This is a genomic window from Rhodoferax sp. GW822-FHT02D07, from assembly GCF_058802405.1.
Window position 1 is genome coordinate 78,581 of the sequence record NZ_JBXAOD010000006.1, and the last position, 26,809, is coordinate 105,389.

General features: G+C 64.8%; 25 protein-coding genes. 8 read left to right on the top strand and 17 right to left on the bottom strand.

The window, feature by feature from the left end; genetic code table 11:
* The first annotated feature begins 1 nt into the window (after nt 1).
* Both AC1RNN_RS14345 and cysE read left to right on the top strand, forming a co-directional pair.
* Nucleotides 2–832, top strand: a complete 831-nt coding sequence (locus AC1RNN_RS14345) for an RNA methyltransferase (RefSeq protein ID WP_493089975.1) — start codon at nt 2–4, stop codon at nt 830–832.
* Between the two features lie 10 nt (nt 833–842).
* Nucleotides 843–1,616, top strand: a complete 774-nt coding sequence (gene cysE, locus AC1RNN_RS14350; RefSeq protein ID WP_493089974.1) for a serine O-acetyltransferase — start codon at nt 843–845, stop codon at nt 1,614–1,616.
* A gap of 48 nt (nt 1,617–1,664) precedes the next feature.
* Here cysE and mog read toward each other — a convergent pair whose 3' ends face one another.
* On the bottom strand, nt 1,665–2,261 hold the full coding sequence (mog, locus tag AC1RNN_RS14355; protein WP_493089973.1) for a molybdopterin adenylyltransferase: 597 nt from the start codon (nt 2,259–2,261) through the stop codon (nt 1,665–1,667).
* An 8-nt stretch (nt 2,262–2,269) separates the two neighbouring features.
* On the bottom strand, nt 2,270–2,926 hold the full coding sequence (yjgA, locus tag AC1RNN_RS14360; RefSeq protein WP_493089972.1) for a ribosome biogenesis factor YjgA: 657 nt from the start codon (nt 2,924–2,926) through the stop codon (nt 2,270–2,272).
* A gap of 23 nt (nt 2,927–2,949) precedes the next feature.
* On the opposite strand from yjgA, the gene pmbA reads away from it, so the two are divergent.
* Together pmbA and AC1RNN_RS14370 are read left to right on the top strand one after the other, a co-directional pair.
* The gene (gene pmbA / locus AC1RNN_RS14365; protein WP_493089971.1) at nt 2,950–4,368 is read left to right on the top strand and encodes a metalloprotease PmbA; all 1,419 of its coding nucleotides are present in this window, start codon (nt 2,950–2,952) and stop codon (nt 4,366–4,368) included.
* A gap of 19 nt (nt 4,369–4,387) precedes the next feature.
* Complete coding sequence (locus AC1RNN_RS14370; protein ID WP_493089970.1) at nt 4,388–5,185, top strand: DUF4399 domain-containing protein; 798 nt, start codon at nt 4,388–4,390, stop codon at nt 5,183–5,185.
* Between the two features lie 28 nt (nt 5,186–5,213).
* On the opposite strand, the gene AC1RNN_RS14375 is transcribed toward AC1RNN_RS14370, so the two are convergent.
* From AC1RNN_RS14375 to nirB, 11 genes are all read right to left on the bottom strand, one after another.
* Nucleotides 5,214–5,660 (bottom strand): GatB/YqeY domain-containing protein, encoded by a 447-nt coding sequence (locus tag AC1RNN_RS14375; RefSeq protein WP_493089969.1) that lies wholly within the window; start codon nt 5,658–5,660, stop codon nt 5,214–5,216.
* Between the two features lie 127 nt (nt 5,661–5,787).
* Complete coding sequence (gene rpsU, locus AC1RNN_RS14380; RefSeq protein ID WP_006296472.1) at nt 5,788–6,000, bottom strand: 30S ribosomal protein S21; 213 nt, start codon at nt 5,998–6,000, stop codon at nt 5,788–5,790.
* Between the two features lie 130 nt (nt 6,001–6,130).
* The gene (locus AC1RNN_RS14385) at nt 6,131–7,375 is read right to left on the bottom strand and encodes a BaiN/RdsA family NAD(P)/FAD-dependent oxidoreductase (protein WP_493089968.1); all 1,245 of its coding nucleotides are present in this window, start codon (nt 7,373–7,375) and stop codon (nt 6,131–6,133) included.
* A 142-nt stretch (nt 7,376–7,517) separates the two neighbouring features.
* Nucleotides 7,518–8,225, bottom strand: a complete 708-nt coding sequence (locus AC1RNN_RS14390; RefSeq protein WP_493089967.1) for a methyl-accepting chemotaxis protein — start codon at nt 8,223–8,225, stop codon at nt 7,518–7,520.
* A 63-nt stretch (nt 8,226–8,288) separates the two neighbouring features.
* On the bottom strand, nt 8,289–9,413 hold the full coding sequence (locus tag AC1RNN_RS14395; protein WP_493089966.1) for a sterol desaturase family protein: 1,125 nt from the start codon (nt 9,411–9,413) through the stop codon (nt 8,289–8,291).
* 78 nt (nt 9,414–9,491) lie between these two features.
* The gene (cobA, locus tag AC1RNN_RS14400) at nt 9,492–10,286 is read right to left on the bottom strand and encodes a uroporphyrinogen-III C-methyltransferase (RefSeq protein ID WP_493089965.1); all 795 of its coding nucleotides are present in this window, start codon (nt 10,284–10,286) and stop codon (nt 9,492–9,494) included.
* 17 nt (nt 10,287–10,303) lie between these two features.
* Nucleotides 10,304–11,209 (bottom strand): DNA-binding protein YbiB, encoded by a 906-nt coding sequence (ybiB, locus tag AC1RNN_RS14405; protein WP_493089964.1) that lies wholly within the window; start codon nt 11,207–11,209, stop codon nt 10,304–10,306.
* A 42-nt stretch (nt 11,210–11,251) separates the two neighbouring features.
* Nucleotides 11,252–14,062, bottom strand: a complete 2,811-nt coding sequence (locus AC1RNN_RS14410) for a nitrate reductase (protein ID WP_493089963.1) — start codon at nt 14,060–14,062, stop codon at nt 11,252–11,254.
* A gap of 29 nt (nt 14,063–14,091) precedes the next feature.
* The gene (gene nirD / locus AC1RNN_RS14415) at nt 14,092–14,475 is read right to left on the bottom strand and encodes a nitrite reductase small subunit NirD (protein ID WP_493089962.1); all 384 of its coding nucleotides are present in this window, start codon (nt 14,473–14,475) and stop codon (nt 14,092–14,094) included.
* A 78-nt stretch (nt 14,476–14,553) separates the two neighbouring features.
* Nucleotides 14,554–15,345, bottom strand: coding sequence for a type IV pili methyl-accepting chemotaxis transducer N-terminal domain-containing protein (locus AC1RNN_RS14420; protein ID WP_493089961.1), 792 nt, complete (start codon nt 15,343–15,345; stop codon nt 14,554–14,556).
* Between the two features lie 10 nt (nt 15,346–15,355).
* On the bottom strand, nt 15,356–17,794 hold the full coding sequence (nirB, locus tag AC1RNN_RS14425) for a nitrite reductase large subunit NirB (protein ID WP_493089960.1): 2,439 nt from the start codon (nt 17,792–17,794) through the stop codon (nt 15,356–15,358).
* Nucleotides 17,795–18,136: 342 nt separating this feature from the next.
* Between nirB and AC1RNN_RS14430 the strand changes: the two genes are divergently transcribed.
* The 4 genes from AC1RNN_RS14430 (at nt 18,137) to AC1RNN_RS14445 (ending at nt 22,251) form a co-directional block, all read left to right on the top strand.
* Complete coding sequence (locus tag AC1RNN_RS14430) at nt 18,137–19,438, top strand: ANTAR domain-containing protein (RefSeq protein ID WP_493089959.1); 1,302 nt, start codon at nt 18,137–18,139, stop codon at nt 19,436–19,438.
* Between the two features lie 59 nt (nt 19,439–19,497).
* A complete protein-coding gene (locus AC1RNN_RS14435; protein ID WP_493089958.1) occupies nt 19,498–21,258 on the top strand; it encodes a bifunctional protein-serine/threonine kinase/phosphatase in 1,761 nt (586 codons plus the stop codon).
* Between the two features lie 185 nt (nt 21,259–21,443).
* Nucleotides 21,444–21,617 carry a hypothetical protein gene (locus AC1RNN_RS14440; protein WP_493089957.1) on the top strand — a complete coding sequence of 58 codons (174 nt, stop codon included), beginning with the start codon at nt 21,444–21,446 and terminating at the stop codon, nt 21,615–21,617.
* Nucleotides 21,618–21,660: 43 nt separating this feature from the next.
* Nucleotides 21,661–22,251, top strand: a complete 591-nt coding sequence (locus AC1RNN_RS14445) for an IMPACT family protein (RefSeq protein ID WP_493090045.1) — start codon at nt 21,661–21,663, stop codon at nt 22,249–22,251.
* A gap of 29 nt (nt 22,252–22,280) precedes the next feature.
* Here the strand turns inward: AC1RNN_RS14445 and AC1RNN_RS14450 are convergent, their stop codons facing one another.
* From AC1RNN_RS14450 to AC1RNN_RS14465, 4 genes are all read right to left on the bottom strand, one after another.
* On the bottom strand, nt 22,281–23,495 hold the full coding sequence (locus AC1RNN_RS14450) for an MFS transporter (RefSeq protein WP_493089956.1): 1,215 nt from the start codon (nt 23,493–23,495) through the stop codon (nt 22,281–22,283).
* Between the two features lie 244 nt (nt 23,496–23,739).
* On the bottom strand, nt 23,740–24,567 hold the full coding sequence (locus AC1RNN_RS14455; protein ID WP_493089955.1) for an ABC transporter ATP-binding protein: 828 nt from the start codon (nt 24,565–24,567) through the stop codon (nt 23,740–23,742).
* Complete coding sequence (gene ntrB / locus AC1RNN_RS14460) at nt 24,564–25,496, bottom strand: nitrate ABC transporter permease (protein WP_493089954.1); 933 nt, start codon at nt 25,494–25,496, stop codon at nt 24,564–24,566. The genes AC1RNN_RS14455 and ntrB overlap by 4 nt, the downstream gene beginning before the upstream one ends.
* Nucleotides 25,497–25,525: 29 nt before the next feature.
* The gene (locus AC1RNN_RS14465; protein ID WP_493089953.1) at nt 25,526–26,770 is read right to left on the bottom strand and encodes a CmpA/NrtA family ABC transporter substrate-binding protein; all 1,245 of its coding nucleotides are present in this window, start codon (nt 26,768–26,770) and stop codon (nt 25,526–25,528) included.
* Nucleotides 26,771–26,809: the final 39 nt, after the last annotated feature.

Consider the following 26,809-nt stretch of genomic DNA (forward strand, 5'->3'; position numbering starts at 1 on the left):
TATGCACACCCGTTTCATTCTTATCAATACCAGCCACGCCGGCAATGTGGGCGCTGCCGCCCGCGCCATGAAAACCATGGGCTTTGACGACCTGGTGCTGGTGGCGCCGCGCTGGGCCAATGTGCTGCGCCGCGAGGAAACCATCCAGCGCGCCAGCGGGGCACTGGATGTGTTGGCCAAGTGCCGCATTGTGGACACGCTGGACGAGGCGCTCGATGGCGTGGACCACCTTTGCGCCACGGCGATGACGCCACGCGACTTCGGTCCGCCCACGCGCACTCCACGACAGCACTTTGAATTGCTATCAAAAGGAGAGCTGCTCGCGCATATTCCAAATGGGCTAGAGGGTGATTTGACCCCAAAAGCTACTCCCGCAGGCGTAGGCTTCCTGTTCGGCTCCGAACGCTTTGGCATGCGCAATGAAGACGTGTACCGTTGCCATGTCTGCCTCTCCATCCCCAGCAACCCTCAGTTTGGTTCGCTCAATATCGGCGCTGCCTTGCAGGTGATTGCCTACGAATGGCGGCTGGCGCTGGGCGGGTTTGGGGTGGAAGCAGCTACCGCGTCCAGCGCGCTGGCGGACGCTGCCCAAGTCGCCGGCATGCTGGGGCATCTGGAGCAGTCACTGGTGGCGCTGGGCTTTCTGGACCCGGCTGCGCCCAAGAAGCTCATGCCCCGGCTCAACAGCCTGTTCAACCGCGCCCAAGTCACACAGGAAGAGATCCACATTCTGCGTGGCATTGCCAAAGCCATCCTGCAGCAGAGCGCGCAAGCACCTGCCAAGGGTGCGGATTTGGTGGCTATAGACAGCAAGATTGGTGCAAAAGGATAGACTTCGCGCCATGTTTTCCCGTATCCGCTCTGACATCCAGTGCATTCTGGACCGTGATCCCGCCGCCCGCACCACTTGGGAGGTCATCACCTGCTACCCCGGCCTGCACGCCGTGGTGCTGCACCGCCCGGCCCACTGGTGCTGGACGCACGGGCTCAAGTGGCTGGGGCGCTTTATCTCGCACCTGTCGCGCTTTTTCACGGGCATTGAAATCCACCCCGGCGCCAAGCTCGGGCAGCGCGTGTTCTTTGACCACGCCATGGGCACCGTGGTGGGCGAGACTGCCGAGATCGGTGACGGCTGCACGATTTACCAGGGAGTGACCCTGGGCGGCACCAGCCTCTACAAGGGCGCCAAGCGCCATCCCACGCTGGGCAAGGACGTGGTGGTCAGCGCCGGCGCCAAGGTGCTGGGGGGCTTTGAGGTGGGTGATGGCGCCAAGATCGGCAGCAATGCGGTGGTCATCAAGCCCGTGCCCGCGGGCGCCACGGCCGTGGGCATCCCGGCACGCATCATCCCCAGCAAGGAAGGCGTGAGCGCCGACGTGACTGGCACCGAGCGCAAGTTCAGCGCCTATGGCATCACCCAGGACGACGACCCGGTGAGTCAGGCCCTGCGTGGTCTGGTCGACAGCGCTTCCGGCCAGGACCACCAGATTGCGCTACTGTGGAAAGCCGTCTCCCAGCTGTCGGCCCAGCTTGCCGACAGTGATTGCGTGCCCAAGGATGCGGCGCGCAAGGAGTGTTTTGAAGCCGAGAAGCTCAACCAATTGATCGGGAAATAAAAAAACGGCCCTCGCGGCCGTTTTTTATGGGTGCTAGGCGCGTGAGACTTAGCTTTGCTGCGGTCGCACCGCACTTTTGGGGCGGAATGCCTTGCACACTGAATCCTCGGTTTCGAGATAGGGCCCGCCAATCAGGTCCACGCAGTAGGGCACGGCAGCAAAGATGCCGGGCACGATCTGCTTGCCATCCGCGTCCTTCAAGCCTTCCAGCGTCTCGGCAATCGCCTTGGGCTGACCCGGCAGGTTGATGATCAGCGTCTGGCTGCGGATGACCGCGACCTGGCGGGAGAGGATGGCGGTGGGCACAAAGTGCAGACCGATGGCGCGCATCTGCTCCCCAAAACCCGGCATTTCCTTGTCGGCCACGGCCAGCGTGGCTTCTGGCGTGACATCGCGCAGCGCCGGGCCGGTGCCGCCCGTGGTCAGCACCAGGGCGCATTTGGCATCAGCCAGGGCGATCAGGGTGTCTTCAATGGTCTTCTGGTCGTCGGGAATCAGCCGGGCTTCGAATTGCAGCGGGTTGTGTAGCGCGCGGCTCAACCACTCCTGCAGGGCCGGGAGGCCCTTGTCTTCGTAGACGCCGCTGGAGGCGCGGTCACTGATGGAAACGATGCCGATGCGGGCCGGTTCGTAGCTGGTCGCCATGGCTGTGCTCAGTCCCCGTCACCCTCGTCGTCCACCTCGGATGTAGTGTCGCCGGCAGTCTGCTGGTTAGCCAGCAAGGCTTCGCGCACCAGCTGGAAAATTTCGCGGTAGGACCGGCCATGGCGCTGGGCTTCGCCGGGTTTCTCCGGTTTGGCGTCCTTGCGGGCCTGGCGGACCAGGGCACGCAGCTGCTGGCTGTCGGTGTCGGGGCTCAGGTTGAGCCATTGGCCCACGGCATCGTCATCGGCAATCAGTCGGTCGCGCCACTGCTCGGCCTGGTGCAGCACCAGGGTTTCCTTGGCCGACGGCATGTGCTGTTCTTCCAGCGCAGCGCGGATTTGGTCCCATTTGGCGGGCTCCAGCTTGCGCATGAGCTTGCCGATGAACTGCATCTGGCGGCGTTTGCCTTCGAAATTGGTGATTCGCTTGGCTTCGGCCACGCCTTCGACCAGGCGGTCGGGCAGCTCCAGCTTGGTCATCAGCTCGGCGCGCAGGGTCAGCAGGTCTTCACCCAGCTTCTGCAGCGCATCGCTTTCTTTCTTGAGGTCGGTACGGGTCGGTTCGTCCGTGCCCTTGAGTTCGCGCTTGTACTCCAGGTCCAGTGCGCTGCCCTCGGCAACGAATTGGCCTTTGACGTAATAGCCTTTTTTGAGTTTGCGTGACATAGCCAAGTATCATAGCCGTCGCCATGAAGAAACCCACCTCCGCCTCTGGGCACAGCTCCCCAACCCCCGTCTCCTCTCCCGCTGCCGGCAACGGTTTCGCCTACACCCGCGCCTTTTTCGAGACCCGGGTGGACGCCGCGCTGGCCGAGGCCAAAAAGCTGGGTGCGACGGACGCCGGCGCCGATGTGTCGGAAGGCTGCGGCCTGAGCGTGTCCGTGCGCAATGGCGAGCTGGAAAACGTGGAGCGCAACCGCGACAAGTCCCTGGGCGTCACTGTCTATCTGGGCCACCGCCGCGGCAACGCCAGCACCTCCGACTTCTCGGACGCTGCCATCGCCCAAACGGTGCGCGCGGCCTACGACATTGCCCGTTTCACTGCCGAAGACCCGTTTGCCAGCCTGCCCGAGGCTGAGGACATCGTGCCCGTTGACGCCCGCGAGCGCGACCTGGACCTGTTTCACCCTTGGGCCGTGACCAGCGAAGAGGCTGCACGCCTTGCGCTGGAATGCGAAGCCGCCGCCTTGGGCGTGAGCAAACGCATCACTAACAGCGAGGGCGCAGCGGTCTCTGCCCAGCAATCACATTTTTTCAGCGCCCATACGCGCGGCTTCCGCGGTGGCTACGCCTCCTCGCGCCACTCGCTGTCGGTGTCGCCCATTGCGGGCAAGGGCCGCGACATGCAGCGCGATGCCTGGTACAGCTCCATGCGTTCTGCCGATGAGTTGGCCTCGCCCCAAGCCGTGGGCCGCTACGCGGCCGAGCGCGCACTGAGCCGCCTCAAGGCGCGCAAGATCGCCACCGTGGAATGCCCGGTGTTGTTCGAGTCGCCGCTGGCCGCTGGCCTGCTGGGAGCCTTTGTGCAAGCCGTGAGCGGCGGTGCGCTGTACCGCAAGAGCACCTTCCTGCTGGACTCGTTGGGCAAGACCGTGTTCCCCAAGCACATCGACATTTTTGAAGATCCCTTTGTTCTGCGCGGCAAGGGCAGCTCGCCCTTTGACGACGAGGGCGTGCGCGTTCAGTCGCGCAAGGTGGTGGACGCCGGCAAGGTGCAGGGCTACTTCCTGAGCAGCTATTCCGCACGCAAACTGGGCATGAAGACCACCGGTAACTCCGGTGGCTCGCACAACCTGACGTTCACCTCCCGCCTGACCCGCGCCAGTGATGACCTGGACGCCATGCTGCAGAAGCTGGGCACCGGTCTGCTGGTGACGGAGCTCATGGGACAGGGTGTGAACTATGTGACCGGCGACTACTCGCGCGGCGCCAGCGGCTTCTGGATCGAGAAGGGCCAGATCGCGTTTCCCGTGCACGAGATCACGATTGCCGGCAACATGAAGGACATGTTCAAGGGCATTCAAGCCGTGGGCGCGGATACCTACAACTACGGCGCCAAGACCGTGGGCTCGGTGCTCATCAACCGGATGAAAGTGGCAGGCAGCTAAGAAGACCAGGGAGGTGTTTATGCGTGCTTTTGCGTGGATGGTGGGCGTGGGCTCACTGCTGGTGGGGGCGTCGCTCCAGGCCCAAACGGCGAGTGCGCCGGCGCCCAAACCCTTGCACCCCTGGCAAGCTGCAGCACCCGCCGGCACGGCGGAGGCATATTTCACCAACCTCAAGTCCGGCGACAGCATCGAGACGCCATTTGTGCTGAAGTTTGGCCTCTCGGGCGGCTGGGGGCTGGCGCCCATTGCCAAGCCGATGAAGGGCAAGAGCGGACACCACCATTTGCTGGTCAATCGCGACCTGCCGCTGGATTTCAAGGCTGCGCTGCCCTTTAACGAGCAGTACATCCACTTTGGCAAGGGTCAGATGGAGACTGTGCTGACCCTGGCGCCCGGTACCTACACGCTGCGCATGCTGCTGGCCGATGACAAGCATTTGCCGCACTTCGTTTACAGCAAGCCGCTCAAGGTGACGGTGACCAAGAAGAACACCACCGACCCCAAGACGCTGGTGCAGCCGGGGCTGGCGCTGATGCTGGCGGGGGCCGAGCTGAAAGCACCGTTTCGCGTGCAGTTTCATGCCTCGGGGCTGAATGTGGCCCATGTGTCCCAGCAGGAGAAGGACACTGGCCACTTCCGTCTCACGGTGAGCGGTAAGGCGGGTAACGCGGAATTGGACTTTACCGATGGCCAGACTGAAACCTGGCTGGCCCCGCCCGCGGGGGATTACATGCTCAAGCTGGAGTTTCTGGATAATCTGAACCCTGGCCGCGCGCTGGCCAGTGCCGTGACTTCCATGGTGAAAGTACAGCCCTGACGCCGCAGGCGCCGGACTGCTCGGACTCTTAGCCTGCCAGTGCTGCCTTGACGGCGGCAGACACCGCAGCCATTTCGGCCTTGCCGGCCAGGCGGGTCTTCACCACGCCCATCACCTTGCCCATGTCGCCAGGGCCTGCAGCGCCCAGCTCTACCACGATGGCTTTCACTTCCACGAGCACTTCGTCTGCCGACATGCGCTGGGGCAGGTAGGCCTGCAGCACTTTCATTTCTGCGCTTTCCTTGTCGGCCAGGTCCTGGCGCTCGGCCTTGAGGAAGGCCTCGACGCTGTCCTTGCGCTGCTTGATGAGCTTGTCCACGATGGCCACAACCATGGCGTCGTTCAGCACCACGCGCTCGTCCACTTCCTTTTGTTTCATGGCGGCCAGCAGCAGGCGGATGGTGCCCAGGCGCTCGCTGTCCTTGGCGCGCATGGCGGTTTTCATGTCTTCGGTGATCTGGTCTTTGAGGGACATTGCGGCTCCTGGATGAAAAAGGGACGAATCAGGGAAACAGGGTCTGAAAAGAAAAAAGCCCGCCGGAGCGTCCCCAGGCGAGCTTTGGGCAGCGCGGAAACGCAGGGCGTTTCCGGGGCCGGGAAGCTTAGTACAGCTTCTTGGGCAGCTGCATGCTGCGGATGCGCTTGTAGTTGCGCTTCACGGCAGCTGCCTTCTTGCGCTTGCGCTCGGCAGTGGGCTTTTCGTAGAACTCGCGGGCGCGCAGGTCGGTCAGCAGGCCCAGTTTTTCGATAGTGCGCTTGAAGCGACGCAGTGCGACGTCAAAGGGCTCGTTTTCTTTTACACGGATCGTTGTCATTACGTAATGAATTCCAAAATGTGCTGGCGGTGAGCCTGGGGGGAAGATCGGGCCCCACACGCCTCGCTCAGCGGTTTCCCCATCTGTAACTAGTATTGGCCGACGGGGGTTCTGCCAGAAAAGTCCAACATTATAGCGTTTTCAGCCGTGCTGCCAAACCCTGGGCGCAGGCGTGGGCGCTGGACCAGGCCCACTGGAAGTTGTAGCCCCCCAGCCAGCCAGTGACATCGACCACTTCCCCAATGAAAAACAGGCCCGGCTGCTTGCTCTCCAGCGTCTGGCTGGAGAGCACCTTGGTGTCCACGCCGCCGGCGGTGACCTCGGCCTTGCGGTAGCCCTCGGTGCCCGTGGGGGTGAGCTCCCAGCGGCCCAGATGCTCGGCCAGCGCGTTCAGGGCCTTGTCGCTGGCCTCGTTCACGGGGCGCTGCCAGTCGTGGCCCCAGGTCTTGCCCTGGTCTACCCAGGTATCGGCCAGGCGGCTGGGCACCAGCCCTGCGAGTTCGTTGGCTATGCGTTTGCGCGACGTGGCCTTGGCGTCCAGCAGGTGGTGGGCGAGGTTCACGGTGGGCGCGAGGTTCAGGCGGATGGGCGTGCCTTCTACCCAGTAGCTTGATATTTGCAGTACGCCCGGGCCGCTGAGGCCACGGTGGGTAAAGAGCAGGTCTTCGCGGAAGGCCATGGCGGTCTTCTTGGTACCGGTGGCAATGTCTACGGGCAGGGACAGGCCGGAAAGCTGGGCAAACGGAGCCCAGGCGGTTTCGTCAAAGGTGAGCGGTACCAGTGCTGGACGCAGGGGGGTGACCGGAAGGTCGAACTGCTTGGCGATGCGGTGGCCAAAATCGGTGGCGCCTATCTTGGGAATGGACAGGCCGCCCGTGGCCACCACAATGGCACCGCAGTGGATGGTGCCGCGATCGCTCTCAATTTCATAGCTGCTTGTGCACTGTCCATGGGGGCTGGAGGCCAAAAAGCGTATGGCTTTGACGCCGCAGGGCTGCCAGCGCTCCACGCCGCCCGCAGCGCACTCGGCCAGCAGCATGGCGATCAGGTCTTCGGCCGAGCGGTCGCAGAAGAGCTGGCCCTTGTGCTTTTCGTGGAAGGCGATGCCATGCTTTTTCACCAGCGTGATGAAGTCCGCCGGCGTGTAGCGCGACAGGGCGGATTTGGCGAAGCGCGGGTTCTCGCTGAGGAAGTTGGCTGCGGTGACGTCAAGGTTGGTGAAGTTGGCACGGCCGCCGCCGGAGATGCGGATTTTTTCGGCCACGCGTTCGCTGTGGTCGATGACCAGCACTTTGAGGCCCAGCTGGCCTGCCACGCCAGCGCAAAACAAGCCGGCAGCGCCGGCACCCACGATTACCACGTCAAAACTGTGCATGGGCGGCAGTGTAGAGGAGAGGTCTTGTCACGCCACGCAGCAGCGTGCCGGGGGCCGCAGTTTGGCGCGATTTTGCGACCGGCAGGGCGCATGAGCGGCGGGCTGCGGTCCCCGGTGCGCTGCGACCTCGCCGGAGAAGAATTCAGGCGTGCTGCCGGTTCCGGTCCGCCAGATCAATCGCCTTGCGAGAGAGGCCGTCGATCTCGGTGCTGATGCCCGAGAGCACATTGGCCACCACCGCGAATTCGCGACCCTGGTTGCCCGCACGGGCGGCCATGACCTGGGCGTTGAAGCTCACCACCTTGGCCTCGCGGGCGATGGTGTGGATGTCGGAAACGATGCCGGTGAGCTCCTTGAAAAGCAGGTCGGCCTTAGCCTTGGTGACGGCATCGAAAGCATTGGTGGCGGCGTTCAAGGCTTCGAGCACGCCGTCCGTGGCATCCACGATGGATTCGAGCACCGATTGGGTTTGGGGCGAGCCCTTGGCGATGTACTCCAGCGCGGTGCGCATCAGGTCCATGAAGGACTGGATGGTGGCGTTCACGCCCTTTGGGCCTTCGTAGGCGGCATGCAGTTTGGCAGCGCTGGGTGCATCGTAGTGGGCCATGGTGCCCAGCAGACGCGCGTGGCTGTCGCGGAAGAGTTCGAAGGTGCTGCGCGCGGCGCTGAGCTGGTGCGCATCGCCGCCCGCAGCCAGCAGCGTTTGCATGACCATGCGCTGCGACAGCATGCGCTGGCGCGCAGCGAGGTTGAGGTCGGAAATCGGGGCCGCGGTGCTGGGCCGTGTGGGGGTAACGCGGGCAGGAAGTGTGGTGCTTGTCGTGGGCGAGGTCGCAAGGCTGGGCATCATGGTAGGAACTCCTTTCGCGTGGAGTTCCTCAAGCAAAAACAATGCCCAAACCAGGTAATTACCCTAGCCCTTCCAGACGAACGGAAACTTGAACTGCTTGATGAAGCCATTGGGCACATAGTCGCCCACCACACCGTACTGGTCAGGCCATTTGCGATCGGATTTCACGGCGGTGCCGAAGAGGTAATCGATGAAGGCGTAGTGCGCGGCGTAGTTCTTGTCGATGGCCTCGTCGTCTTGCGAGTGGTGCCAGTGGTGGAAGTTGGGCGTGACGATGAGGTAGCGCAGCGGGCCCAGGCGTACGCTCACGTTGGCGTGGTTGAACACGGCCTGGAAGCCCACGATGACGATGTAGGCGTCGATCACATCCTTGGAGAAACCGAGCACGAAGATGGGCGCGAGCACTAGTGTGCGCGTGATGAGCAGCTCGACGATGTGCTGGCGCGAACCGGCCAGCCAGTCCATGTGCTTGGTGCTGTGGTGCACCGCATGCAGGCGCCACAGCAGGGGCACTTCGTGGTAAGCGCGGTGCGTCCAGTACTGCACCAGGTCGGCCACCAGGATGATGAGCAGTACGCCGGCCACAAAGGGCAGATCGCGCACCCAGGCCTGGATACCGTCTTTAGCGGCCCAGCCGAACAGCTTGTGTACCAGCAGGTTGGTGGCCAGCATGATGAAGCCCACCACCATGTGGTTCACGATGAAGTGGTGGAAGTCGGTCTGCCACTCGGGGCGGAACACGGGCTGGTGTTTGCGCAGCGCGAACAGCTTTTCGACGAAGATGAAGATCAGCGAGGAGCCCAGCAGGTCCAGGATGAACCAGTCCAGCCCGATGTAGGGCGTGTGGTCGGCAAAGTCGTTCACCGGCACCTTGCTGCCGCCCAGCAGGGCGGTCAGCGCCACCAGCAAAAAGGCAAAGCCCGACAGCCAGCGCGCGCGGTTGAACAGCACATTCACCAGCGACATGCCGCCGGCAATCACCATCGCGCCGAACATGAGCTTGCGGATCAGGTCCACGTCATAGCTCTGGCGCAGCATGGGCGTGGTGAGGTACTGCGGAAAGTGAAAGGCCAGCACACCGAGAAAGCACAGGATGCCAAGCGCCAGTGCAATCACGCCGGTGACCAGGCCGTGGCCTGTTTTCAGGGCGCCGTGGCCCTCGGTGAATTCGTTGAGTTTCTCAAGCATGTCGTCCCTATCCCTGTGGTTTGTTGTCGGAGGTCAGGGGCGATCCTACTGCGGTTTGCCCCGCCGGGCGCAGGCCGCTCAGGCGCTGCGCAAGGCTGCCGACGTGGGCAGGCCCGCAGCGAGCAGGCCCTGCATCACATCGCCCACCACGATCACGCTGGGACTGGCCAACTGTTCACGGGCGATGGTGCTGTGCAGCTCACGCAGCGTGCAGGCGGCATGGCGCTGCGTGGGCAGGCTGGCGCTCTGGATGATGGCCACAGGCGTGTCGGCATGCAGGCCCTGCAGCAGGCCGGCCTGGATGTCTGCTACGCCGCTCACGCCCATGTAGATGACCAGCGTGAGCTTGGCTTGCTGGGCCGCCACGGCCAGTGCAGGCCAGTCGGTGCCGGCGTCGCCAGGCTTGGCGTGACCGGTGACGAAGACCACGCCGTGGGCGTGTTCACGGTGGGTGAGCGGCACGTTCAGCGAGGTGACGGCGGCCAGTCCGGCGGTGATGCCGTTGATGACGGAGACGCGGATGCCCGCAGCCTCCAGGTGCTCCACCTCTTCGCCACCGCGGCCGAAGATGAAGGGATCGCCGCCCTTGAGACGCACCACGGCCTCACCCTCTTGTGCGGCCGTGATCATGAGGCGTTCGATGAAGGACTGGGGCGTGGACTTGCAGCCACCGCGCTTGCCCACATGGACCACGCGTGCGCCGGGGTTGGCGTGCGCCACGATGGCGTCGTTCACCAGATCGTCCACCAGCAGCACGGTGGCCTGCTGGATGGCCTTGAGGGCCTTGAGGGTGAGCAGCTCCGGGTCGCCCGGGCCGGCACCGACCAGGGTGACCTGGCCGCTGGAAGGGGTGCTGGAGAGATCGTGTGTCATGGGCGGTGTCCGGTGCGTCAAAGGCGGCTGTGCAAGTGCACGATGTGCGCCACTTGCTGGGCAATGGGGGTGGGCAGGGGCTGCTTGCCGGCCAGCACATCCCCAATATAGGTGGCGGTGCTGTTGGCATCAATGGCGGTGGGCAGATCAGGCAGCTCGGTGAGCGTGCCGCCTTGGTGGGCCTGCAGTTCGGTGGCCTGGCCGTGCACAAAGGCCTGCATCTTGGGGGTGCGGCGCGGGTCCGCCACGGCCTCGCCCTCGGTGCCGCGCAGCAGCAGGGCGTTGGCCTCTACCAGCGCAAAGGTGTCGGCCATGGAGATGGCGTATTCGGGGTGGGTGTAGCTGCTGACGATGAGAGCCGGGCCGTCCACCGGGTTCATGAGTTTGACCAGGCTGTGCGCCGGGTTGCGCAGGTTGACCACGCGGCGCACGTCCAGCAGGCGCTGCAGGCTGGGGCTCAGCAGCGCGGTGGGGACAAAGCTGACCGTGCCGGGTGCTACGCTTTTGATAGCTGCTTGCGCAGGAATACCGAGGGCCAGAAGCACTTTGTCTATGGAAACGCGGCGGTCTTCGGTGGCGGTGCCGTGGATCAGTACGGGCAGGCCCTCGCGCGCCAGCAGCAGCGCCAGCAGCGGCGTGAGCAGGGGCAGCTTGCGCGCGCCGTTGTAGCTGGGGATGACCACCACAGGCCGTGCGCTGGCGGGCAGACGCGCCATGCGGCGGTGCGTGGCGTCCAGAAAACCGGCGGCCTCTTCGGCCGTCTCGCCCTTGATGCGCATGGCCAGGCAGAAGGCGCCCACTTCCAGGTCGGTCACCGTGCCGTCCAGCACCTGGCCGAACAGGTCGTCGGCCTGCGCGCGCGTGAGGGCGCGGGCGCCGTCCTTGCCGCGTCCGATTTCCTTGATGTAGTTGCCGATAGCCATGGGGCGATTGTCCGTGAAGCCAGATAACTTTCGGCTATGTGCTTATGCCGCAGCGGAGGCTGCATCCATGCTGGCTCGCACCATGCGCTGCAGCTGGGGCACGCAGGAGCCGCAGTTGGTGCCGCACTTGAGTGTGCCTTGTAACGTGGCCAGGCGGTCCGCCGCAAAGCCGGTGCAGCCGGCCAGGGTCTCTTCGATCGCGGCGTCGGTCACGTTGAAGCAGGTGCACACCGTCTTGCCGCGCGAGAGCACGGGCACGGGCGGTGTGGCGCCGCCGGCTAGCAGGGCGCGGCCGTAGTTCTGCGCGGGCTGCTCGTCCTGCAGCAAGGTGCTCATCCAGCTTTGGGCGCGCGTGTCACCGGCCAGCAGAAAGGCTTCCAGCGTGGCGTTGACCGTGCTGCGCTGCAGGCGCACGGCGCGGCGTTGGCCGCGCTTCTTGTCGGCGTAGCGCACCACGTCGGAGGCGTCGAGCTGCAGCAGGGCTTCGATCTCCTGCAGCAGTTCGTCCGGCGCGGGCTGCTGGTCGGCCGCGCGGAACAGCACGCCGCTGCGGCCGTGGCCGTCCACCGCATTGCCAAAGGGAACGCAGCTGGCGTAAGCAAAGCGCGCCATCAGGGCCTGCAGCTGGCCGCGCGCGGCCAGCACGCGGTCTTCGGGCAGCCAGGCAATGGCCAGTAGCGTCCAGGGCATGTCGGCCTTGAGCACCTTGACGGCGGTGTGTTTGAACTCGGGTTGCTTGGAATCGGGACAGTAGACAGGCGTGGTCAGCGCGTTCACACCGGCCAGGCGGGCGCCCGTGGCGCTGACGCCGCTGAGGAATTCCTCGCCCCAGTGCATGGCCATGAAGACCTGGCTGAGTCCCAGTTCGTTGGCGGCCTGCACAGGCACCAGGATGGAGCCGCGCTTGCTGGTGACGTGCACCAGGTCGTTGTCCTTGAGCAGACGGCGCTCCATGTCCTGCGGGTGCATCTGGATCGCGGGTTCACGCACATGGCCGAAGAGGCGGCCCAGCGTGCCGGTGCGGCTCATGCCGTGCCACTGGTCGCGCAGGCGGCCGGTGGTGAGCGAGAACGGGTAGCGCGCTTCGCGCGGCTCGGCCACGCCTTTGTACTGCACATTGGCAAAGCGCGCGCGGCCGTCCGCCGTGGGGAAGATGCCGTCTTCGTAGAGGCGCACCTTGCCGGTGCTGGCACCTTGGGGCAGCGGCCATTGCTGGGGCTGGGCCTCCAGCATGAGGTAGCTCATGCCGGTGATGTCGAGGTCGCGGCCACGGGTGGATTCGCGGTGTTCGTTCCACACCGATTCGGCCGTGGGGTAGGGGAACAGCGTGGGCTGCGCGGGCGTGCGGCCCAGGGCGCGCTCCAGCCTTTGGGCAATGTCCACTGCAATCGCCCAGTCGTGGCGCGGCGCTGTGTCGGGTGCGCCGGGTGCGGGCACGGCGGCGCGTACACGGCTGATGCGGCGCTCGCTGTTGGTGACCGTGCCTTCCTTCTCGCCCCAGGTGGTGGCTGGCAGCAGCAGGTCGGCGTAGGCGCAGGTGGCGGTGGTGGCAAAGGCTTCCTGCACCACTACGAACTCGGCGCGCTCCAGCGCGCGGCGCACGGTGGCCTGGTCGGGCATGCTTTGCGCGGGGTTGGTGCAGGCAATCCACAGCGCCCGGATCTCGCCATCGGCAGCGGCCTGGAACATCTCCACGGCGGTCTTGCCAGGTGTTTCAGGCACGCTGGGCACGCCCCATAGTGCCGCCACTTCGGCGCGGTGCGCGGGGTTGGCCAGGTCGCGGTGGGCGGAGAGCAGATTGGCCAGGCCGCCCACTTCGCGCCCGCCCATGGCATTGGGCTGGCCCGTGAGCGAGAAGGGGCCGGCGCCGGGCATGCCGATCTGGCCCGTGGCCAGGTGCAGGTTGATGAGGGCGGTGTTCTTGGCGGTGCCGGCGCTGGACTGGTTCAGGCCCTGGCAGTACAGACTCAGCGTGGCCGGGCTTTGCGCGAACAGGCGTGCGGCTTCCAGCAGGTCTTCCTTGCGGATGCCGCAGGTCTGGGCCACCACTTCGGGCGTGTAATCGCGTACCGTGGCCTTGAGGTCTTCAAAGCCCGTGGTGTGCTCGGCGATGAAGGCCGGGTTGGTCCAGCCTTCCCACAGCATGAGGTGCAGCATGCCGTTGAAGAGCATCACATCGGTGCCGGGCTGGATCTGCAGGAACAGGTCGGCCAGCTCCACCGTGTCGGTGCGGCGCACATCGGCCACCATGATCTTCAGGCCGGGGTTCTTGCGCTTGGCGTCTTCGATGCGGCGGAACAGGATGGGGTGGGCGAAGGCGGTGTTGGAGCCGACGATGAAGATCGTCTGTGCGTGGTTCACATCGTCGTAACAGGCGGGCGGGGCGTCGGCGCCCAGTGTCTTCTTGTAGCCGGCCACGGCGCTGCTCATGCACAGGCGCGAGTTGGTGTCGATGTTGTTGGTGCCAATGAGGCCTTTGGCCAGCTTGTTGAAGACGTAGTAGTCCTCGGTGAGCAACTGGCCGCTGACGTAGAAGCCCACGGCGTCGGGGCCATGGTCACGGATGATGCGGGCGAACTGGTCGGTGGCCAGGGTCAGCGCGCTGTCCCAGGACACGGCCTGGGGCATGGCGCCGCGTTGCAGGCGTTGCAGTGGTTGCAGCAGGCGGGTTTGCAGGGTGACGGCGGCAGTGGCCGTGTGGTGCAGCGTGGAACCCTTGGAGCACAGGCGTCCGAAGTTGGCCGGGTGGTCCGGGTCACCGCGCACGCCGGTGATCTGCGCACCCTGTGACTCAATGATGACGCCGCAGCCCACACCGCAGTAGGGGCAGGTGGAACGTGTTTCCTTCAACATGCAGCGACTCTCCGGAAAGTAGCTATGGGTCAGGCAGTGGCCTTGCGGCGAGCGGGGCCGGCAATGGGGCGCACCAGGTCGGTGGCGTGGCTCTGCAGTTCGGCGGTCTTGAGGAAGACCTGGTCGCCATCGAGCCTGACCTCGAACTTGGGCGTGCAGCCCTCGTCAGGCGCGGCGGCCTGGCCGTCGCACATGCCGATGGTCCAGTTGTGCAACGGGCAGGCCACGCTGGTGCCGAAGACGATGCCTTGGGAGAGCGGGCCGCCCTTGTGGGGGCAGCGGTCCAGCAGGGCAAATATTTCGTTCTCGGTGTTGCGGAACACGGCCACATCCAACCCCTGCGCGCGCTCCACACGGCGCGAGCCCAGCACGGGGATGTCATCGATCTTGCAGATGAGGGTCCATTCGGTCATTTTGTTCTTCCTGATGCTATGGTTTTGCTAGCTTCTTGCGCAATATCTACGGGGGGCTAGGGGCTACTTCTTTATGAATCACGCCTTGAGGGCGGAATACAGGCCGGTCACACGGTCCATGATGGAGAGCAGGTTTTCGCTGCTCACGAACACATCGGCCATGGGCCTGGGGCGTTGCGTGCCTTCCTGCAACTGCTTGAGCGCCATGTCGAAGAACACCCACTGCGCATCGGCGAGCTTGAGCGCGTCCTGGATGGGCGACGTGGCCTCGGGTGCATTGCGCAACACCTCCATGGCGGCCGTGAATTCGCTGCGCGCCTTGCCGATCTCCGCTGCGGCGACGCTGGCGTCCACCGGCAGCGTCGCGGCCAGGTAGAACTTGGCCATGCGCTGGGTCAGCATGCGCTGGCGCCCGGCGATGTTCACCAGTTTGCCCAGTGGTTTGGCCAGGGCGGCTTCGTACTGCTGGGTGCCCTGTTGGGCCAGGCCCAGTACCTTGGCGTCCAGCTGCAGCAGGGAAGCCGCCGTCTCACGCGCGGGCGCCTTGCCGACCAGCGCCACCTTGTAGTCGGCCCAGACGGTTTCCAGCTTGCCATAGGTGGCCTGCAGATCGGGCGTGGGCGCAAAGCCCTTGAGTTCGGCGAGTTGGCGATCGAACAGGCCCATGGACTTGTCCAGCACCATCTGCGCGCTGGGCTTCTCCACATTGAGCAGCAGGGCCAGCCAGGCCTTGCCCATGCGCTGGCTCAGCATGCGCTGGCGTCCGGCCTTGTTGATGGCGTCGCTCAGGTCAGCCACCTGGGCCTGCGCGGGCAGGGCCAGACCCAGCGCTCCGGCGCCGGCCAGGGTGATGAGGGTTCTGCGTTGCATGGCGCGGCCCTCAGGCGTTGACGGGGGTGAACTGGCGGGTGTCGACCTGTGCGTTCTGGAAGTCGAACCAGGGATCGGGCTCACCATCCAGCGCGAACAGCAGTTCCTCGTTCAGGGCCTTGCGGCCTTCGGCATCGTCCAGGATGCGCTTCTTCACGTAGTCCAAGCCCACGCGGCTCACGTAATGCACAGTGCGCTCTAGGTACCAGCCTTCCTTGCGGTAGAGCTGCATGAAGGCGCCGGTGTACTCCAGCACTTCTTCAGCCGTCTTGAGCTTGACGAAGAAGTGCGCCACCTCGGTCTTGATGCCGCCGTTGCCGGCGATGTAGATCTCCCAGCCGCTGTCCACGCCGATGATGCCCACGTCCTTGATGCCGGCTTCGGCGCAGTTGCGCGGGCAGCCCGAGACGGCGTACTTGACCTTGTGCGGTGCATACATGCGCCAGTGGGCGCGCTCCAGGTCCTTGCCCATCTGGGTGCTGTCCTGCGTACCCATGCGGCACCATTCGCTGCCCACGCAGGTTTTCACCGTGCGCAGGGCCTTGGCGTAGGCGTGGCCGCTGGGCATGCCGATGTCCTTCCAGACGCCCACCAGGTCTTCCTTCTTCACGCCCAGCAGGTCGATACGCTGGCCGCCGGTGACCTTGACGGTGGGGATCTTGTACTTGTCCACCGCGTCGGCAATGCGGCGCAGCTCGTCGGCCGAGGTCTCGCCGCCCCACATGCGCGGGATGACGGAGTAGGTGCCGTCCTTCTGGATGTTGGCGTGGCTGCGCTCGTTGATGAAGCGGCTTTGCGGATCGTCCTTGGCCTCCTTGGGCCAGCTGGAGATCAGGTAGTAGTTCAGCGCGGGGCGGCAGCTGGAGCAGCCGTTGGGCGTCTTCCAGCCCATGGCCTGCTGCACCTCGGCAATGGTGAGGTACTTGTTGGCGAAGATGGCATCGCGCACTTCCTGGTGGCTGTGCTCGGTGCAGCTGCACATGGCCTTTTTCTTGGGCGTGGCAGAGTAGTCGCCACCGGCCGTGAACATGATGATCTGTTCCACCAGCCCGGTGCAAGAGCCGCACGACGCGCTGGCCTTGGTGTGCTTCTTCACCTCGTCCAGCGTGAACAGACCCTTGTCGCGGATGGCCTTGCAGATGGTGCCCTTGCTCACGCCGTTGCAGCCGCAGACCTCGTCGCTGTCGGCCATGGCTGCGGCCTTGTTCTGGCCCTGGTGGCCCACATCGCCGATGTTGGAGCCGGCTTCGCCAAACATCAGCTTGTCGCGAATGTCGGCCACGCTGCGGCCTTCGCGCAGCAGCTTGAAGTACCAGCTGCCGTCCACGGTGTCGCCGTACATGCAGGCGCCAATCAGCTTGTCGTTCTGGATCACCAGTTTCTTGTAGACGCCGCCATAGGGGTCGCTCATCACGATTTCTTCGGTGCCTTCGCCGCCCGTGAAGTTGCCGGCGGAGAACAGGTCGATACCCGTGACCTTGAGCTTGGTGGAGGTGAGAGACCCCTGGTAGCGGCCGATACCGTACATGGCCAGGTGGTTGGCGGCCACCTTGGCCTGCTCAAACAGCGGCGCCACCAGACCGTAGGCAATGCCACGGTGGGCTGCGCACTCGCCCACGCTGTAGATGCGCGCGTCGGTCACGGTCTGCATGGTGTCGGTCACCACAATGCCGCGGTCCACATGCAGGCGCATGCTGGCGGCCAGCTCGGTGTTGGGCCGAATGCCCACGGCCATCACAACCAGGTCGGCCGGCACCTCGCTGCCGTCTTTGAACTTGATGGCCTTCACGCGGCCATCGTCACCACCCACCAGTTCCTGCGTCTGCGCGCCCATGAGGAAGTTCAGGCCGCGCTCTTCCAGCGACTTTTGCAGCAGGCCACCGGCCACGGTGTCGAGCTGGCGCTCCATCAGTGTGGGCATCACGTGCACCACGCTCACGCTCATGCCGCGCAGCATCAGGCCGTTGGCCGCCTCCAGGCCCAGCAGGCCGCCGCCAATGACCACGGCGTGCTTGTACTTGGTGGCCGCATCGATCATGGCGTTGGTGTCGGCAATGTCGCGGTAGGCGATCACGCCGTCCAGGTCCTTGCCCGGAACGGGCAGGATGAAGGGGTTGGAGCCAGTGCACAGCAAGAGGCGGTCGTACTCGGCCTCGGTGCCGTCGGCGGCGCGCACGATGCGCTTGACGCGGTCCACTTCGACGACCTTCTTGCCGGCGTGCAGGGTGATGTTGTTCTCGGCGTACCACTCGAAGGAGTTCAGCACGATCTCGTCCAGCGTCTGCTCGCCGGCCAGCACGGGCGAGAGCAGGATGCGGTTGTAGTTGGGGTGGGGCTCGGCGCCAAAGACGGTGATGTCGTACAGGTCGGGGGCGACCTTGAGCAGTTCCTCGATGGTGCGCACACCGGCCATGCCGTTGCCAATCATTACCAGTTTCGATTTTTTCATAGTCGCCACTCCAAAGAACGAGACGGATAGGGATGTGGCAAGGCCACATGCCAGAAATAAGGGGGTAGAGGAGATCCGCGCCTCATGCGAAGGCGCACCAGCAAGCACTGGCGTTGGACAAGCTGCAACTGCGCGACGTCGTTGTGCGCAGAACTGGTCAGCTTGTCATCTCGTTTGGGCGCGTCGTTGCGTCCGATCGAACTTATGCAAAAGCTGTGCCATATGATTGGCCCCCAAACGGATGGGGTAGAACAGGGCCGGGCTGGTGTACAAATTGCCTCCAGCGGTGCCGGGTTTGCAGCCCGCACGTCCCCGGTTTTCCCTCGCTACGACTGAATTTTTATGACTTCCGCCCTGTTGTGCCGTACCCGCCAGATGAGTGCGCCCACGCTGGTTGCCGACCTGCAGGCCGCCGGCATCGCGGTGTGTGCCACGGTGGACGATTGCAGCAAGTTGGTGCAGGCCGTGGTGCTGCATGCACCAGATGTGGTGCTCTGCGATGTGCCCCTGCCCACGGCTGCGTGGTTCCAGGCCTGGCGCATGGTGGAGCAGACCGTACCCCGCCCGCTGCTGGTGTTCACCCACGACACGGACGCCACCCATATCCAGGAGGCGACCGACTGCGGTGTGCACGTCTACGTGGTGCACGGCTATGGCGCCAATCGCCTGCGCCCGCTCATCCATCTGGCACAGGCGCGCTTCCAGAAGGCGGAGCGGCAACGCCAGGCCTATGACGACATGGCCACCCGCTTCGAGGAGCGCAAGGTGGTGGACCGCGCCAAGGGCATCCTCATGCGGGCGCAAAGTCTGTCGGACGACGACGCCTTCCGTACCCTGCGCTCGGCCGCCATGAGCAGCAACCAGCGCATGGGCCAGCTCTCGCAGCACATCATCCAGTCCGCCCACTTTGCCGAGGCGGTCAACCGCTCGGGCCAGTTGCGCATGCTCTCGCAACGCCTGGTCAAGCTGCACCTGCTGCAGTCCATGGGCGTGCAGGCCACGCAGCACGCCACGCTGCTGCAGGCGTCGGTGCAGTGGGTGGATGGCAACTTTGCCCTGCTGCGCAAAAACCTGTCACAGCCCACCTATGGCGACCTGCTGGAACAGGTGGCCCTGACCTGGGAGCAGCTCAAGGCGGTTCTGGCCAGCGGCCAGACCGATGCCGTGGAGCAGCAGGCCGAGGCCCTGCTGCGCGGCGCCGAGCGGCTGACGGCCAACCTGGAAAGTGCGGGCACGGCGGCGCCCCTGCATGTGCTCAACCTGGCAGGGCGCCAGCGCATGCTGTCGCAGCGCTTCAGCAAGTACGCGCTGCTGGCCCTGGCGGGCGAGGGCGCGGTGGTGGAGCTGGCCTGGGCCAGCATGGGCGCTGCCCAGCGCGAATTCGAGCAGGCACTCACTTACCTCAACGGCATCCCGCTGAGCACGCCCGACATCCATGGCGCCCTGGGCGCCGCCGGCGTGGCTTGGCTGGAGATGGTGGCGGCCGCGCAGGAGGCGCAGCGCCTCGGCGGCGCAGCGCGCAGCGCCCGCCTGCAGGCGCTGGCCAGCGGCAGCGAAACCCTGCTGGACCTGTTTGAACAGCTCTCCACCCACTACGAGCACAGCATGCACATGCTGTTGGGGCAGGACGCCGGCAAGGGCTGATTTGCACGGCATTGGTGCAATTTGATGCGCACGGGCACCGAAATTGCTTATCTTGGTGCATGGCTTTTGACATCGACATCGGTTTTGCCTCGCAGGCGGGGCGCAAGCCGCACAACGAAGACTTTTGTGCCGCCATGCTGCCCGCACCGGGGCAGGAGGACCACGGCTCCATCGTCGCCATTGCCGACGGCGTAAGCACCGGCGGCATGGGGCGCGAGGCCGCGCAAACCACCGCCACCAGCCTGGTGCGCGACTATTTTGGCACCCCCGCCATCTGGGACACTACGGTGGCGCTGGATCGCATCATTGCGGCGCAAAACGCCTGGCTGTGCGGCATCAACCGGCGCCGCCAGCCGGCCATGGGCCTGACCACGCTGACCGCGCTGGTGCTGCGCGGCCAGTCCTACACCCTGGCCCATGTGGGCGACACGCGCGCTTATCTGCTGCGCGAGGGCCGGGCCACCCAGCTCACGCAGGACCATGTGGTGGCGCACCCCGACTTCAAGCACCAGCTGCTGCGTTCTGTGGGCGCGGAGGACCACCTGGTGGTGGACTACCTGCAGGGCGACCTGCAGGTGGGCGATGTGTTCATCCTGCTCAGCGACGGCGTGCATGGCGCGCTCACGCCAGGCCGCGTGGCGGAACATGCAGCCGCGGCCGACGTGCAGCAGGCCGCGCAGGCCCTGGTGGCCCAGGCGCTGGCCCGTGGCAGCCGTGACAACGTCTCGGCCATCGTCGTGCGCGTTCAAGGCCTGCAGGAGGCCACGCTGGCCGATGCCCGGCGCCAGGCGCAGAGCCTGCCCATTCCGCCCCGCCTCAAGGTGGGCGAGGTGCTGGATGGCTTCACGGTGACGGCCCCCGTGGCGGACAACGGCATCAATGTGCTCTACCAGGTGCGCGACCCCGCCACGCAGGCGCTCTACGCGCTCAAGACGCTCAACACCGCACGCGCCCACGACCAGGAGGAGCGCGCCATGCTGGCGCACGAGGCCTGGCTGGCCGGCCACATGCAGAGTGCGCATGCGGCCGACCAGTTGGTGGCGGTGCACGCCACGCTGCCCACGGGCCGCGAGCGCTCGGCCTTTTATGTGCTCTACGACTGGCATGCGGGCGAGACGCTGCAGCAACTGCTGGACCGCCAGACCCGCGTGCCGCCCACTGCGGCGCTGGGCCACGCCATGCAGGCATTGCGTGCGCTGGGCCGCCTGCACCGCCAGGGCGTGGTGCACCGCGACATCAAGCCCGCCAACCTGCACCTGGGGGAGGACGGCATCTTGCGTGTGCTGGACCTGGGCGTGGCGCTGAGCGGGCGCGAGCCCGAAGCGATGCGCGCGCTGCACGCGGGCACGTCCAGCTATGTGAACCCCGAGCAATGGGGCTTTCGTACCAAGGCGGGCAATGGCAAGGGCGAAGCGGAGGAGGGCGAGGCCCAGCTGCCCAATGCGCAGAGCGACCTGTTTGCGCTGGGCGTGACGCTCTACCAGCTGCTCACCGGCAAGCTGCCCTATGGCGATGTGCTGCCTTACCAGGTGGGCCGCTACTACCGCGACCCCACGCCGCCCAGCCGCCACAACCCCGAGGTGCCGATCTGGCTGGACCATGTGCTGCAAAAGGCCGTGGCGCGCGACCAGCGCCAGCGTTTTGAGACGGCCGAGGAGTTCCTGCTCGCGCTGGAGCGCGGCGCCTCGCGCCCGCTGCAGGCGCCCCAAGGCACGCCGCTGCTGCAGCGCGATCCCAGCTTTGTGTGGAAGCTCGCCACCGCTTTTCTGGGGCTGGTCAACCTGCTGCTGGTCTATTGGTTGCTGTTCTTGCCAAAATAGGGTTCTAGCCCCCGTGGATAGTGCGCGGGAAGCTCCTGATTTAGTAGCATTGGAGCGCTGCTGGCAAAGCATTGTTAATGGGGCGTTGTGGAGAGAAACCCACACCGCCATCTTTTTTTTCAAACTGTCACGGAAGGCCCGTGCAGGCTTGCTACGATGGTCCCATCACTGCGAAGGAAGGGCCCATGAGAAAAGTTCGGCAGCCTGTGAAACCCGCAACCCCCCAGATGCCTGCACGACAGCCGCGTCTGACCTCGTTCCAGCGCGAGCTGCAGCGGCACATGCAGTGCAGCGCGCAGAATGCGGCCTGGTTCGACGTGCTGCTCAGCCGCGAAAGCCCTTCCAAACTAGACCACTGAGCCTGCGTACGCTGCTTGCGTGCGCGGCTTGACCACCGCGCCCATGCCGCTCTCGCTTGCCTCTGCCTGTTCCAGCGAACTGCTGATTCGCAAAAGCCGTTTCATCGGCTGCGTACAACCCGTCGCGGATCGCCAGGCGGCCCAGGCCATCGTGGCGCAGCTGCGCGCGCAACACCCCGGTGCGGCCCATGTGTGCTGGGCCCTGCTGGCGGGTGGGCAGTCGGCCGCAGTGGACGATGGCGAACCCGGCGGCACCGCTGGCCGGCCCATGCTCGACGTGCTGCGCCACCAGGACCTGGAGGGCGTGCTGGCCACCGTGGTGCGCTATTACGGCGGCGTGAAGCTGGGCGCGGGCGGCTTGGTGCGCGCCTACACCGACAGCGTGGCCCAGGCCCTGCTGGGCGCGCAGAAGGTACCCATCGTGCGGCTGGTGTCGCTGCGCTGTGTGCTGCCTTATGCGCTGGAGGGGCTGGTGCGCCGCGAGCTGGAACTGGCAGGCGCCACGCTGGGCAATGTGCAACATGGCACGCTGGTGGAGATGGCCTTTACGGTGGCGGAGCCGGATGCGCCGGGCTTGCGGGCCCGCTTGGGGGAAGCGGGCCACGGGCAGATTGCCTGGGTAGACCCGGACTGAGGCAACGAACGCCGCCTCAGCAGCGTTAATCAGGCGCTGCGCGCCCGACCACCTTTCTCTGCCCAGGTTCGCGTCCAGCGGACTTGCATGGCGCGCATGACGACCAGCATCAGCAGCGAGAAGACCGCCAGGATGATGAAGCCGGACAGGAAGCTGCCTGTCTGCTGTTTGGATTGCCCCATCAGGGCCGGGATGGTGCCGCCACCCAAGGCGCCGATCTCGCCGATCATGGATCCCGCCACTGCCGTGGAGGTGGGCCAGCGCAGCGGTACCAGCTGGAACAGCGCGCCATTGCCCGCTCCCAGTGCCGCAAAGCAGACGATGAGCAACAGGGTGGTCATGACCAGCGAGCCGGCAGACAGGCCCACACCGATCAGCGCCAGCGAGACCACCACCAACACCACCGTCAGCGTGTTGACGCCACCCCAGTGGTCGGAGATCCAGCCACCGGCGACGCGTACCACGGCCCCCATCAGCGCGGCCAGCATGGTCAGTTGCCCGGCCTGCACTTTGCTCACGCCGAACTGGTCGTAGTAGTAGGTGGGCAGGAAGGTGACGATGCCGATAAAGCCGCCGAAGGTCACGACATAGATCAGGCTGAATACCCAACCGTCACTCTCCAGCAGGCAGGCCAGATGGTCACGCATGCTGGCGTGTTCGTCGCGGTCGGGCGGCTCTTTGGCCATGAACAGCACCACGGCCATGGGCACCAGCGATGCGATGGCAGCAAAGCCGTACACGGTTTGCCAGCCATAGGCTTGTGCCAAAGGTGGAGCCAGCAGCGCAGCCAGTGCGGTGCCTGCATTGCCCGCACCTACCAGACCCATGGCAAGGCCTTTGTATTTGGGTGGGTACCAACCGGAGCCCAGTGACATGGCAACACCAAAGCTGGCTCCGGCCACGCCCAACAACAGGGCCATCCTCAACAGGTCGTCATAGGTGTGCACAAAAAAGTAGCCGAAGGACATGGTGCAGGTGATCAAGGTCAGCTCCACCAGCGTTGCCGTCTTGCGCCCGACGTACTGCGCCAGCAGGCCCAGGGGGAAACGCATGATGGCGCCCGCCATGATGGGGATGGACAGCAAGAGGCCTTTTTGCGCGGCCGTCAGTTGGAATTGCTCGCTGATGAAGGGCGCCATGGACCCGTTCATGACCCAGATGACGAACGAGAACATTAGATAGAAAAAGGCTGCGAACAAGGTCGGGGTGTGTCCGCTTTTTAAAAATTGACGAAATCCGGCCATGGTTGGGCTCCGTAGAGGTGCTGTGGGGAGAGTGGGGGCGTGCGGAAGGGACGGGTACCGTTTTCAGGCACCAGAACCGAATGTGCGCTACCGGACCGGCAGGCAATCAACCGCAGCAAGACTGCTAGACCTTCGTTGGTCGTAAAGAAATACATGCACGATCTGTGCCTGATTTGAGTGCGGCGTACGCACAAAAAAAGGGCGCCCCGGAGGGCGCCCTTGGCGGCACAGGTGGTGCGCGTGCCTACGCGGCTTTCTCCACGTGGGCCTGGCGTGTATACAAAAAATCGATCACCGCCTTGCGGTAACCCAGGTACTCGGCACTGTCGGCCAGCGCCACACGGTTGCGCGGGCGGGGCAGGTCCACGCTGAGCACTTCGCCAATCGTGGCGGCGGGGCCATTGGTCATCATCACGATCTTGTCGGACAGCAGCACGGCTTCGTCCACATCGTGCGTCACCATCACCACGGTGGCCTGGGTCTTGGCTACGATCTCCAGCAGTTCGTCCTGCAGCTTGGCGCGGGTCAGTGCGTCGAGTGCGCCAAAGGGCTCGTCCATCAGCAGTACCTTGGGCTCCATGGCCAGCGCACGGGCGATGCCTACGCGCTGCTTCATGCCGCCACTGATCTCGCCGGGCCGCTTTTGCGCGGCGGCGGTCAGGCCCACCAGGGCCAGGGCCGCATCGGTACGCGCCTTGAGCTGGGCCTTGTTTTCCGACGGTGCACCGGTGCTCTTGGCGCCCGCACCAAACACGCGCTCCACGCCCAGGTAGATGTTCTCGAAACAGGTGAGCCAGGGCAGCAGCGAGTGGTTCTGGAACACCACGGCGCGCTCGGGGCCAGGGCCTGCGATCTCGCGGTTGGCGCAGATCAGCGAGCCCTCTGTGGGCGTGGTGAGGCCGGCGATCAGGTTGAGCAGCGTGGACTTGCCGCAGCCGCTGTGGCCAATGAGTGCCACGAATTCGCCCTTGGCCACAGTGAGGTTCACGTCGCGCAGCGCGGGGAACAGGCCCTTCTTGGTCTTGAAGGTCTGGGCCACGCCCTGGATTTCGATGTACTTGGACGTGCTCATGACTTCACCTCTTCGAATGTGAAAGCGGTTGCGAGTTTGATCAAGGCCATCTCCAGCAGCAGGCCCACGATGCCGATCACGAAGATCGCGATGATGATGTTCTTGACGTTGAGGTTGTTCCACTCGTCCCACACCCAGAAGCCGATGCCCACACCACCGGTCAGCATCTCAGCTGCCACGATCACCAGCCACGCAGTACCGACTGCCAGGCGCACGCCGGTCAGCATGTAGGGCAGCACGGAGGGGAAGAGGATCTTGGTCACGATCTTCCATTCGGAGAGGTTGAGCACGCGGGCCACGTTCATGTAGTCCTGCGGCACGCGCTGCACGCCCACTGCGGTGTTGATGACCATGGGCCAGATCGAGCAGATGAAGATGGTCCAGATGGCGGCCGGGTTGGCGCCTTTGAACACCAATAGGCCGATGGGCAACCAGGCCAGCGGCGACACGGGGCGCAGCAGGCTGATGAGCGGGTTGAACATGCGGCTGAGGAATTCAAAGCGGCCAATCATGAAACCCAGCGGGATGCCCACCACCGCCGCCAGACCGAAGCCCAGACCCACGCGCTGCAGCGAGTTCAGCACGTTCCAGCCCACGCCCTGGTCGTTGGGGCCCTTGCGGTAGAAGGGGTCGCTGAACAGCGTCACAGCCTGCTTCCAAGTCTCCAGCGGGCCGGGGATGCTGGCACCGGTGCCATAGCTCACCAGCGCCCAGATGCCGATCAGCAGCGCAATGCCACACAGCGGTGGTACCACCTGCAGCAGCAGGCCGCGCCAGTCAAAGCCCGGCACGCTGGCCACCGAGATGGCCTTGCTTGTCACAGGTTTTTTGGCTGCAGCCCTTGTAGAGTCTGCGCTGGCAGCTTCGGTTTTGATAGCGGTCCCCTCGACCGCAGCGGCGAGGGGAGTGTGGAAAACGGCGCTCACCATGGTGACCTCCTAGTGGGTGGGGCGGGAACTCAGGCCTTGACCTTGAAGCTGTCGGCGTACTTCTTGGGATCCTTGCCGTCCCAGACCACGCCGTCCATGAACTTGCTGCTGCGCATGTCGCTCTTGGGCAGCGGCGTCTTGCTGGCTGTGGCGGCCTGCTTGTAGATGTCGATCTGGTTGATCTGCTTGGCCACCGCCAGGTAGTCGGGATGGTCTTTCAGGATGCCCCAGCGCTTGTGCTGCGTGAGGAACCACATGCCGTCAGACAGGTAGGGGAAGTTCACCGCACCGTCGTTGTAGAACTTCATGAAGTTGGGGTCGTCCCAGGTCTTGCCCAGGCCGTTCTGGTAGCGGCCCAGAATGCGCTGGTTGATGGCATCCACACTGGTATTCACATAGGCCTTGTCGGCAATGGTTTCGGCCATCTTGTTTTTGTTGGAAAGGCCCGCGTCGATCCAGCGGCCCGCTTCCAGAATCGCGGCGGTAACGGCACGCGCCGTGTTGGGGTACTTCTTGACGAAATCGCCCGTGGTGCCCAGCACTTTTTCGGGGTGGTCCTTCCAGATGTCTTGTGTCGTCGTGGCTGTGATGCCAATGCCATCGATGATGGCGCGGTGGTTCCAGGGTTCGCCCACGCAGTAGCCGTCCATATTGCCCACGCGCATGTTGGCCACCATCTGCGGCGGGGGCACGGTGATGACCTTGGCGTCTGTCATGGGGTTGATGCCGTTGGCCGCCAGCCAGTAGTACAGCCACATGGCGTGGGTGCCGGTGGGGAAGGTCTGTGCAAAGGTGTATTCGCGCTTCTCGCTGGCCATCAGCTTGGCCAGGCCCGCACCGTCCACCGCGCCTTTGTCGGCCAGCTTCTTGGACAGGGTGATGGCCTGGCCGTTGTTGTTCAGCGTGGCCAGCACGGCCATGTCTTTCTTGGGGCCGCCCACGCCCAGGTGCACGCCGTACACCAGGCCGTAGAGCACGTGGGCGAAGTCCAGCTCGCCGTTGACCAGCTTGTCGCGCACGCCAGCCCAGCTGGCTTCCTTGCTGGGGATGATCTTCACGCCGTACTTCTCATCGATGCCCAGCACCGAGGCCATCACCACGCTGGCGCAGTCAGTCAGCGGGATGAAGCCAATCTTGACTTCCTTCTTTTCAGGAGCGTCCGAGCCGGCGGCGTACACCGCGGCGCGCAGCGCGGGGTTGATGCCCACCGCGCCCACGGCGGCGGTTTGCAGGACAGCGCGGCGGCTGAGTTTGGCTTTCAAAAGGTCTGTCATGGCACAAGCTCCAGAAGTGAAAAACACAAAGCGAAAAAC